The organism is Collinsella aerofaciens, from assembly GCF_028207065.1.
In the GTDB taxonomy this organism is placed as follows: Bacteria; Actinomycetota; Coriobacteriia; order Coriobacteriales; family Coriobacteriaceae; genus Collinsella; species Collinsella aerofaciens_AR.
On record NZ_JAQLFP010000038.1, the window covers coordinates 1 to 4,999 of the forward strand.

Genomic DNA, 4,999 nt, shown 5'->3' on the forward strand with positions numbered 1-4,999 from the left:
GGGTGGCTGAGCCCGATGGAGTACCGCAGGAAGCTTGGATACGCCTAGGCGCGGTCCAAGAAATCGTCCGCACCCCCCTTTATTGATCAAAAAGCCGTACCGGGCGCTAACCCGATACGGCCAAACTGCAATGCAATTACCGCGGTGCTTCAAACTTAGCGATGGAAGAAACCGCGGCGCTCAAACTTGGGCTCGCAGCACACGTTGATACCCAGTTTGCGCAGTACCGTCTCGTCCGTCGGCGAGATGATCACGCTAAAGAAGGCATCGCAACCGCGCAACTGCTCCAGGCCCGAAAGGACGCGAGCGGCCGTCTCACTCGTGGCCGAGGTGATCGACAGCGCCATAAGCGTCTCGTCGGTGTGGAGGCGCGGGTTTTTGCTACCCAGGAAATGCGTCTTGAGCTTGCTGATGGGCTCGATCGCCTCATCGCTAATGACCTCGAGCTCAAGGTCGACGCCCGAGACATGCTTGAGGGCGTTCATAATGAGCGAACTTGCGGCGCCCAGGCGCGTGGAGGTCTTACCGGTCACCACGGAGCCATCGGGCATGACCATGGCACCCACGGGACCACCCGTCAGCTGTTCCCTGGTGAGGGCCGCCGAGCGTGCCGGTGAGTAGTTCTTATCGATGCCGGCTTTCTTCATAATAATCTTGAGACGGTCGACTTGCTCATCGCCCACGCCGGTACGGCGCACATTTTCGACCGCGGTAAAGTAGCGGCGAACGATCTCCATCTTGGAAGCGTCGCGGCAGGCATCGTCATCGGTGATGGCAAAGCCGACCATATTGACGCCCATGTCCGTGGGGCTCTGGTAGGGGCTCTTGCCCAGGATCTTTTCCATCAGAGCACGGACCACCGGGAAGGCCTCGACGTCGCGGTTGTAGTTGACCGTGGTCTTGTTGTAGGCCTCCAAGTGGAAGGAGTCGATGATATTGGCATCGTCGAGGTCGGCCGTGGCGGCCTCATAGGCGATGTTGACCGGATGCGTGAGGGGCAGATTCCAGACCGGGAACGTCTCGAACTTGGCGTAGCCGGCAGCGGTGCCGTGTTTGTGCTCGTGATAGAGCTGAGACAGGCAGGTGGCGAGCTTGCCCGAGCCAGGGCCGGGTGCCGTCACGACAACGAGCGGACGGGAGGTCTCGACAAACTCGTTCTTGCCATAGCCGTCGTCAGACACGATCAGGTCGACGTCGTGCGGATAGCCCTCGATGGGATAGTGCAGCTTGGCGGGAATGCCGAGCGCGTTCAGGCGATTGCGGAACACATCGGCGGCGGGCTGGCCGGCGTACTGGGTGATAACCACGGCCGCGACAGCAAAACCGTTGCCGCGGAACAGGTCGACCAGGCGCAAAACGTCCTCGTCATAGGTAATGCCAAGGTCGCCACGGGCCTTATTCTTCTCGATGTGGTTCGCGTTGATCGCGATGATGACCTCAACGTCATCGGCAATGCTCTTGAGCATGCGAAACTTGCTGTCCGGCTCAAAACCCGGCAGCACGCGGCTGGCATGATAGTCATCGAACAACTTGCCGCCAAACTCCAAATACAGCTTGCCGCCAAACTGCGAGATGCACTCCTTAATATGAGCGGCCTGCAGCTCGATATACTTCGCGTTGTCGAAACCCTGGCGCATATATGGCTCCCGTCCCGTTTCCATTTAATGTTCTAGGCGATTATAACGGAGCCTGCCCCTCGCAAGGGCCTGGCCACCAACAGGCACCAACCAAACACGCCACCGCAACCACCGGGGACCCGGGATAGCTAATTTGAAGCAGGAACCAAGTCACTCCGCACCAACAATGGAAACGTCACAGGCAGAGCCAAAGTCAACGAACGGGCACCAGAGCGGGCAAGCTGTTCCCCTGCACCAACAATAACAGCGTCGCAGGTTGAGCATAAGTCAGCGAGCGCCGTCCAGAACGTACAAGTTGGCATGAAAAAGGCAAGGCATAGACCTTTTGGTCATGCCTTGCCTTTTGAATGACAAATTGTAGTTCTGGGCGGCGCACAGCGTCGAGTGGTTCCGCGGTTTGGTAAAACCGCGGAACATAAGTGCGCCCCCTCCCGCGCACGGAACGGGAGGAGGCTAAAGGTAGGAGTCTACCGGTGGGGTTACCCCACCGGACAGACGATGACCAGGTGATCCTTTACAGGATCGTCATGGTTTCCGTGGGGTACCCAAGGGGTACTTAGAGCATCACGCAGGCGACGGTCAGAATGATGGCGCAGACGACGGAGAGAGCGACGATGAGCTTGAGAGCAAACTTGAGCCAGGTCGTCCACTCGATCTTGGCCAGGGCAAGACCGCCCATGATGGCGCCGGAGGTCGGGGTGAACAGGTTCACGACGCCGATGGCGGCGGAGAAGATCATGACCATGACCTCGGGCGAGAAGCCGAGCTTAACAGCCAGCGGTCCCATGATGGGCATGGAGACAGTAGCCATACCGGAGGTCGAGGGGATCAGGAAGGACAGGCCGAAGTAGACCAGGAAGCTCATGGGAGCGAAGATCACGCCGGACAGGCCAGCCAGAGCATTGGCGGCAGCGTCGAGGACGTAGACGTCGAGGCCGGTGCTAGCCATGAGGACGGAGATACCACGGGCAAGAGCGATGACGAGGACAACGGACATCATGTCGGCAGCGCCGGTGATGAAGGTGTTGACGATCTGCTTCTCGGAGAGGCCACCGATGATACCGATCAGGACAGCCATGAGGAAGAACCAGGTGGAAGCCTCGTCGAAGTACCACTGGCCAATGGGCAGGCCGGTGATCAGGGCAGACCAGCCCTGAACGATGGCGTTACCGTCGGCGTCATAGACAGCGCCAGCATCGAAGAAGTTGGCGACGCCCTCGTTGAGGTCGGCCAGCGGGATGAAGCCGACGATCATGACGACGAAGGTGAAGGCAAAGGCGATCAGAACACCCTTCTGACGACCGGTGAGCTTGACCTCCTTGTGAACCTCGGAAGCAGCCTTGCCGTGAGCCTCTTCGGCGTCCTTGAGCTCCTGCATCGAAAGGATGGTGGAACCCTTGTCAGCCTTGACCTTCTTGGCATAGCTCATGACGAAGAGGATGGACATAACAGTGGTAACAATCCACAGGACGGCACCGAGACCGATGATGATGGACTGGTTGACCTCAATGCCAACGCCGGTCAGAGCGTCGACGGCAGCACCGACGGCGAACGGGTTAACCGTGGAGCCGAGGCAGCCGCAGCCAGCGCCGAGCAGGACGGTGGCAGCGCCGACCATAGGGTCGAAGCCAGCAGCCATCATGGTGGCGGCGAGCAGGGCGTAGAAGGGAACGGTCTCCTCGCACATACCATAGGTGGTACCACCGAGGGAGAAGATGAACATTAGCACGGGAATGAGCATGATCTCATTGCCCTTAAGCTTCTGCACCAGAACGGCAATGCCGTTGTCCAGGGCGCCGGTCTCGGTCATCATGCCGAGGAAGCCACCGAGGATCATAACGAAGAGGCAGACGGGCAGAGCGTCAGCGAAGCCCTTGACCGGGGCGGTGCAGAAATCGCTCAGGCGGGCAGCGGTAACCGCGCCACCGGACGTACCGGAGACGATAACGGTAACAACCGCGACGATTGCCAGCAGAGCAAGAAGAATGGTGAACGATGAAGGCATACCGCGCTTTTTCTTAGCGGTCTCAGTCATAGTTCTCATCCCCCCTTCATAAATCATTTACTGATCTCGCCCGAAGCGGCTCTTCCGTGCCGTGCATGTCGCTCGGTGCGAGATTTTTACCAGACAAAAGCGCTCGGGGTGCGCAGGAATGCACCCCGAGCGAGATGCTAGATGCTCTTACTTGAGCGTGGCGTACATGACAGCCTTGATGGTGTGCATGCGGTTCTCGGCCTCGTCGAAGACCTTGGAAGCGGGGCTCTCGAAGACCTCGTCGGTGACCTCCTGCTCGGTGATGCCGAACTGCTCGCACTTCTCGGCGCCAATGGTGGTGTTGGTGTCGTGGAAGCTGGGCAGGCAGTGCAGGAAGATGGCACCCGGGTTGGCCATAGCCATGACCTCGGAGGTAACGCGATACGGGGTGAGCTGAGCGATGCGCTCGGCCCAGACCTCGTCAGGCTCGCCCATGGAGACCCACACGTCGGTGTAGATAACGTCGGCACCGGTGACGCCGTCCTTGACGTCGGTGGTCAGCTTGATGGTGCAGCCGTTGGCCTCGGCGATGGGCTTGCAGGCCTCGATGACGTCGTCAGCGGGCATGCACTCCTCGGGGCCGCAGGCCACGAAGTTCATGCCGAGCTTGGAGCAAACGACCATGAGAGAGCGAGCAACGTTGTTCTTGCAGTCACCCATGAAGACGAGGGTCTTGCCCTTGATGTCGTAGTTGAAGTTCTCCTGGACGGTCAGGATGTCGGCGAGCATCTGGGTGGGATGCCACTCAGTGGTCAGGCCGTTCCACACGGGCACGCCGGACTTAGCAGCGAGCTCCTCGACGTCGTCCTGGGCAAAGCCACGGAACTCGATGCCATCATACATGCGGCCGAGAACACGGGCGGTATCCTCGATGGACTCCTTCTTGCCCATCTGCGACGAACCCGGATCGAGGTAGGTGACGCCCATGCCCAGATCCATGCCGCCGACCTCGAAGGCGCAGCGGGTACGAGTAGAGGTCTTCTGGAAGAGCAGAACGATGTTCTTACCCTCGAGATAGCGGTGCGGAACGCCAGCGCGCTTCATATCCTTGAAGTTCTTGGAGAGCTTGAGCAGGTACTCGATCTCCTCGGTGGTGAGGTCGAGGAGCTTGAGGAAGCTACGGCCGGAGAGGTTAACACCCATGGTTCGTTTCCTTTCGAAGAAATGAATTACGTAAGTATTAGTGTCGCCCGTTTGACGGGCGAAACCGGTGCGGTTGTAGGGAGACCGCACCGGAAACGGAAAGACTTAGAGGTCCTCGCGCCAGAAGGGCATGCTCATGCAGCGCGGGCCGCCGCGGCCGCGGGAGAGCTCGGCGGAGGGCACG

The 4,999-nt window shown here is 59.6% G+C and carries 4 protein-coding genes; all 4 read right to left on the reverse strand.

From position 1 onward, the window contains the following. Window positions 1-155 precede the first annotated feature (155 nt). The 4 genes from PMX72_RS09405 to PMX72_RS10335 all read right to left on the reverse strand — a co-directional run bounded on the left by PMX72_RS09405 (window position 156) and on the right by PMX72_RS10335 (window position 4,998). Window positions 156-1,637 (reverse strand): DUF1846 domain-containing protein, encoded by a 1,482-nt coding sequence (locus PMX72_RS09405; RefSeq protein ID WP_271729786.1) that lies wholly within the window; start codon window positions 1,635-1,637, stop codon window positions 156-158. 556 nt (window positions 1,638-2,193) lie between these two features. Continuing rightward, the gene (locus tag PMX72_RS09410; RefSeq protein ID WP_369831459.1) at window positions 2,194-3,681 is read right to left on the reverse strand and encodes a YfcC family protein; all 1,488 of its coding nucleotides are present in this window, start codon (window positions 3,679-3,681) and stop codon (window positions 2,194-2,196) included. A gap of 138 nt (window positions 3,682-3,819) precedes the next feature. Then, complete coding sequence (gene argF, locus PMX72_RS09415; protein ID WP_006234279.1) at window positions 3,820-4,815, reverse strand: ornithine carbamoyltransferase; 996 nt, start codon at window positions 4,813-4,815, stop codon at window positions 3,820-3,822. A gap of 105 nt (window positions 4,816-4,920) precedes the next feature. Continuing rightward, window positions 4,921-4,998, reverse strand: a complete 78-nt coding sequence (locus tag PMX72_RS10335) for an arginine deiminase family protein (RefSeq protein ID WP_253274637.1) — start codon at window positions 4,996-4,998, stop codon at window positions 4,921-4,923. Window position 4,999: the final 1 nt, after the last annotated feature.